This is a genomic window from Flavobacterium sp. (genome assembly GCF_044361015.1).
Lineage (GTDB): Bacteria > Bacteroidota > Bacteroidia > Flavobacteriales > Flavobacteriaceae > Flavobacterium.
In genome coordinates, this window is record NZ_JBIKJL010000096.1 from 1 (window position 1) to 4,645 (window position 4,645).

Here is a 4,645-nt window from a genome sequence, read left to right on the forward strand (position 1 = left end):
GTAAACGGATTCAAATAACCGCCAAATCCCATATAACTCAAAGGAACACTAATTAACGAAGGTTTAATGCTGGGTTTTTCATACAGTAGAAAAGGAAATTCTTTCTGAATTGATTCATAACTTTTAACACTTAAATCAAAAATTTCCTGAGTAGCATAGGGAACAACCACTTTTACAGAATCATTTTTCGTAATTTGTTGGTGGATAGCATTGGTTTTTTCAATCAATTTTATGGTAAAAGCTTCTAATTCTTGTGTGGAATATTCTTTGTCAATTGCCAGTTTTTCGTACATCGGAATACGATGATAATTAGTTGCCCACAACAAATGAAACAGAAAATAAAATACGGAAGCAAAACTTGCAATTTTCAGCAAATTATCTTTCCAAGCCATTTTCCATGTTTTTCGAACGTTCCAAAACCATCTGAAAACCAAAAATAAAACGATGCCGTAAATAAGATCTCCAATGGAAATAGCCGTAAATCCAAAAGTGGTTCTGGAAATTTTTGAGATTATTGGATACAATCCGTTGCTGTAATACTTTTCGATAAATTTTGGAAAAAGGGAAGCAATTTTCAATACAATGATTTGTATTAAAAGAAGAACCGGAAGTATGTGTTTTTTCTGAATCATTCGTAAGCGTAAATATAACGATTTGGTTTCAATTGGATTTTGGAATTTATTTATTGGAATTTAAATTTTTTTAACTTCTTTATTTAGAATAAATAAGAATAATATTTTACATTTGTGTCATCATTTTTCAATCATGGGAAAAGCAAAAAAGTCTGAAAAAGTAATTTATTTCTGCGACGGCAAAAAATGCTGTAAATACAACAAAGAAATCAAAGATTGTCTAAAAGACTTGGTCAAAGACAATGGATTGAAAGAAACGGTTGCCTTTGAAAAAATGAAATGCCAAGGCATGTGTAAACAAGCTCCAGTTTTATGTGTTCATAAAAATGAATGTGTAGGCAAAGTATCTACAAAAGACGCCAAAAAACTCTTCGAAAAGCATATCGCTTAAATTTTATTTTTCCTCATTTTATAAAAACTTTACATTTCCCAGTTCTTTTATTGGTTCAATTTCTTTGTAACTTTGCAACACTAAAAAACCTTAGAGCCTTAGTACCTCAGAACCTTAGCACCTTAAAAAAATGAACCAAGAAATCAGAACCCTCGAACCCAAAGCACTTTGGAATAAATTTGCCGACTTAAACGCTGTTCCTCGTCCGTCAAAAAAAGAGGAACGTGTCATTGCTTTTATGATGGATTTCGGAAAACAATTAGGCTTGGAAACCATTAAAGATGAAGTAGGAAACGTCATCATCAAAAAACCGGCCACTGCAGGTTTAGAAAACAGAAAAACCATCGTGATGCAATCGCATTTAGACATGGTTCATCAAAAAAACAACGATACCAATTTTGATTTTGATACACAAGGAATCGAAATGTACGTGGACGGCGATTGGGTTCGTGCCAAAGGAACGACACTTGGAGCCGACAACGGTTTGGGTGTTGCGACTATTATGGCGATTTTGGAAAGTAAAGATATTCCGCATCCCGCCATTGAAGCACTTTTTACCATTGACGAAGAAACCGGAATGACGGGAGCCATGGGTTTAAAAGGCGGACTTTTAAATGGAGAAATCTTATTGAATTTAGATACAGAAGAAGATGATGAAATTGATATCGGTTGTGCCGGAGGCGTAGATGTTACCGCAACCAGAAGTTATAAGGAAGAAGAAACGCCTGAAAACTCGTTGGCATTTACAATTACCGTAAAAGGTTTGAAAGGCGGACATTCAGGAATGGACATTCACAAAGGATTAGGAAATGCCAATAAAATTATGAACCGTTTATTATTTGACGGTTTTGAAAATTTTGGTTTGCAAATTGTTGAAATCAACGGCGGAAGTTTACGCAATGCTATTCCAAGAGAAAGTGTGGCTAAAGTGATTATTTCTGCCATTTTTGAAGGAGCTTTTCAATTGGATATGCAAGAAGTAATTGCTGCGATCAAAACCGAATTTAAAACGACGGAGCCGAATTTAACCATTGAAATTACCGAAACCGAACTGCCTAAAAAAGTAATGGATTTAGGTGTTCAAGAAGGTTTGATTCGTGCGATTTATGCGGCTCATAACGGCGTGTATCGCATGAGTGCCGACATGGAAGATTTGGTGGAAACCTCCAATAATATTGCAAAAGTCACTGTAAAAGAAGGAACTATAACCGTGCAATGTTTGACGCGTTCATCGGTTGAAACTTCCAAATTTGATTTGGCGAATGCCTTGCGTTCTGCCTTTGAATTGATGGGATGCGAAGTCACTTTTGGAGGAAGTTACCCGGGTTGGACACCCAATGTGAACTCACCAATTCTAGATGTATTGGTTTCGATTTATGAAAAGCAAAACGGAAATAAACCAAGCGTTGTGGCCTGTCATGCCGGTTTGGAATGTGGAATATTAGGAACCAATTACCCCAATATGGATATGATTTCGTTTGGACCAACGATTCATGGAGCTCACTCACCCGATGAACGAGCCTCGATTTCTTCGGCACAAAAATATTGGAAGTTTGTGTTGGAGATATTGGAGCATATTCCGGTGAAGAAGTAAGAATATAGAATATAGATGAAATCCCGATGAAAGTCGGGATTTTTAGGTTTTTGACAGTTCAGATAGCTATGAGCCAGCTCTAAAATCAAACTTAATGAAGCTCTTTTTTACAATTCGATTTGAATTTTTACCTTTCCGCCAAGTCCTTTCTCCACAATATCGTACAAAGTTTTTAGGGTTAAGTTACTTCCATTATTTTCAATTCTCGAAATATATTCTCTTTTTTTGTCTACTAAATCACCTAATTCAGATTGTGTCAATTGTTTTTCTTCACGGGCTTTTTTTAATAGAATACCAATCTTGAAACCTTGAAATTCTCTTTCAAGTTCATCTCGTCTTTCAGTTCCTTTTTCGCCGTAAACATTATTTTTTATTTCTTTCCAGCTCTTAGTTTCCATAGTTATTTTGTTTTTTCTGAATAGTATTTAGTCATTAATTTCAATGCTTTTTCAATTTCACTTTTGGGTGTTTTTTGTGTTTTCTTTTGAAATCCATTCAATAAAATCACAAGTTTTCCATGGTCAAAAAAGCAAAAGACACGCCAAATATTTGAACCCAATTTAATTCTTGCCTCATAAAGTCCATTTGTTCTTTCCATAGATTTTAAATAATTAGAAGGAACTCTTTCTAACGTTTCAATTGCTTCAATTGTTTTAAAAATTTTGTCTTGCACTTTTATAGTCTGTTCAAGAAGAAATTCTTCAAAATGATTCTCGTAGGCTACAACTTCACGGACTTTCATTATTCAAAGGTAACTTAAAAGTTACTAATTGCCAAATTGTTTTATACTTTTTTCTGTTACGTTTCATCGGCACAAAAATAGTGGAAGTTTGTGTTGGAAATTTTGGAGAATATTTAAGTGATGAAGTAAAAATATAGAAGATATAGTAAATCCCGATTCGGAATGAAAAACCGACTTAATTTTAAACAAGATTTTGTATTTCGATTTTTAAGCTTTTTATATTTCTGTTGATTATTGCCCAAATTATGGAATTATCTAAACTATCGTAGGCATGAATAAGTCGATTTCGAAAAGCAATAATTTGTTTATCATTTTCAATCAGAATAGTTGGTTCATTTTTTCTAAGTTGATTTAAGGCTTCACCAATTATTGCCAATTGTCTTTCAACAGCACTTTGTGTTTTTCGGTCTTTTTCGTAAAGATTGAAATTATTGATTCCAACAGTGAATTCCTCAATTAATTCAATCGCCATTAAAATATCAGATAGATACTTTTTGCTCTTTTCCATCATAAATTAAGATTTTTGTTGAATCAATACTTCGTTTTAAAACTGGATTACGGATAGAGGAATTCGTAAGTAAATCTACTTTTCTTTGAAATAGTTCTTCAAATTTATCCCATATACTCATAAGGTTTTCTCCCCGAACAATTGGATCCTCACTTTCAATTTCAATCAATAAATCAAAGTCACTGGTTTCATCATTGAAATTATTATTCACAGATGAACCAAAGGCATATATACTTCTCACATTATGACTTTTACATAATGATAAAAACTCGCCTAATTTTCTTTGTATTGACTCTTTCAAATTCATTATGCTAAGTTAATAAATATTATAGAATAACTTTAGCATTAAAAAAAAACTTACTCTTAAATTGTCTATCTCCCTATTAGCAATTTGAATTTTGTCTCCCAAATATAAAGAAATACTGCTAGCTATCTATTCCCAAATCAAAAGCCCACTGTTGTAAGCTTTGATTTCATAGGCACAAAAATATTGGAAGTTTGTGTTGGAGCTATTGGAGCATATTACGGTGAAGAAGTTGTAATTTTTAGTAACTATTCATTCCTTTATTTTCGAATTAGCGGTTGGCATTTAAGTAATCGGCAATGAACCTACTTCTTCTGTGGTAAAAAAATCTCGTTTAGTGTTTTTTGGTGTTTGCCGCTGGTGGTTGAACAATGACGTACAATCCATCACATTTGGGATGTTATCAAAAGTACAAAGTTGAGCTACTACAGCTTCAAGGCCTTTAAACAACTTGTCTTTATTTTTTTTCTTATT

Annotated in this window: 7 protein-coding genes and 1 pseudogene; 2 read left to right on the forward strand and 6 right to left on the reverse strand. The window is 33.4% G+C overall.

What is annotated here, in order from left to right:
* Positions 1 to 632, reverse strand: a 632-nt coding sequence (locus ACIQ2Z_RS12560) for a DUF3810 family protein (RefSeq protein ID WP_396184511.1), incomplete at its 3' end; no start/stop codon positions are given.
* Between the two features lie 88 nt (positions 633 to 720).
* Between ACIQ2Z_RS12560 and ACIQ2Z_RS12565 the strand changes: the two genes are divergently transcribed.
* Both ACIQ2Z_RS12565 and ACIQ2Z_RS12570 read left to right on the forward strand, forming a co-directional pair.
* Positions 721 to 1,023, forward strand: coding sequence for a (2Fe-2S) ferredoxin domain-containing protein (locus tag ACIQ2Z_RS12565; RefSeq protein ID WP_396184518.1), 303 nt, complete (start codon positions 721 to 723; stop codon positions 1,021 to 1,023).
* A 130-nt stretch (positions 1,024 to 1,153) separates the two neighbouring features.
* A complete protein-coding gene (locus ACIQ2Z_RS12570) occupies positions 1,154 to 2,617 on the forward strand; it encodes an aminoacyl-histidine dipeptidase (protein WP_396184512.1) in 1,464 nt (487 codons plus the stop codon).
* Positions 2,618 to 2,724: 107 nt separating this feature from the next.
* On the opposite strand, the gene ACIQ2Z_RS12575 is transcribed toward ACIQ2Z_RS12570, so the two are convergent.
* The 5 genes and pseudogenes from ACIQ2Z_RS12575 to ACIQ2Z_RS12595 form a co-directional block, all read right to left on the reverse strand.
* The gene (locus tag ACIQ2Z_RS12575) at positions 2,725 to 3,015 is read right to left on the reverse strand and encodes a helix-turn-helix domain-containing protein (RefSeq protein WP_396184513.1); all 291 of its coding nucleotides are present in this window, start codon (positions 3,013 to 3,015) and stop codon (positions 2,725 to 2,727) included.
* Between the two features lie 2 nt (positions 3,016 to 3,017).
* Positions 3,018 to 3,359, reverse strand: a complete 342-nt coding sequence (locus tag ACIQ2Z_RS12580) for a type II toxin-antitoxin system RelE/ParE family toxin (protein ID WP_396184515.1) — start codon at positions 3,357 to 3,359, stop codon at positions 3,018 to 3,020.
* A 181-nt stretch (positions 3,360 to 3,540) separates the two neighbouring features.
* Positions 3,541 to 3,870, reverse strand: coding sequence for a DUF86 domain-containing protein (locus tag ACIQ2Z_RS12585; protein WP_396184516.1), 330 nt, complete (start codon positions 3,868 to 3,870; stop codon positions 3,541 to 3,543).
* Positions 3,839 to 4,174: a nucleotidyltransferase family protein gene (locus tag ACIQ2Z_RS12590; RefSeq protein WP_396184517.1), complete on the reverse strand. Its 336-nt coding sequence runs from the start codon at positions 4,172 to 4,174 to the stop codon at positions 3,839 to 3,841. Before ACIQ2Z_RS12590 ends, ACIQ2Z_RS12585 begins: the two co-directional genes overlap by 32 nt.
* A 282-nt stretch (positions 4,175 to 4,456) precedes the next feature.
* Positions 4,457 to 4,645: pseudogene (locus ACIQ2Z_RS12595) on the reverse strand (hypothetical protein); the annotation flags it as partial.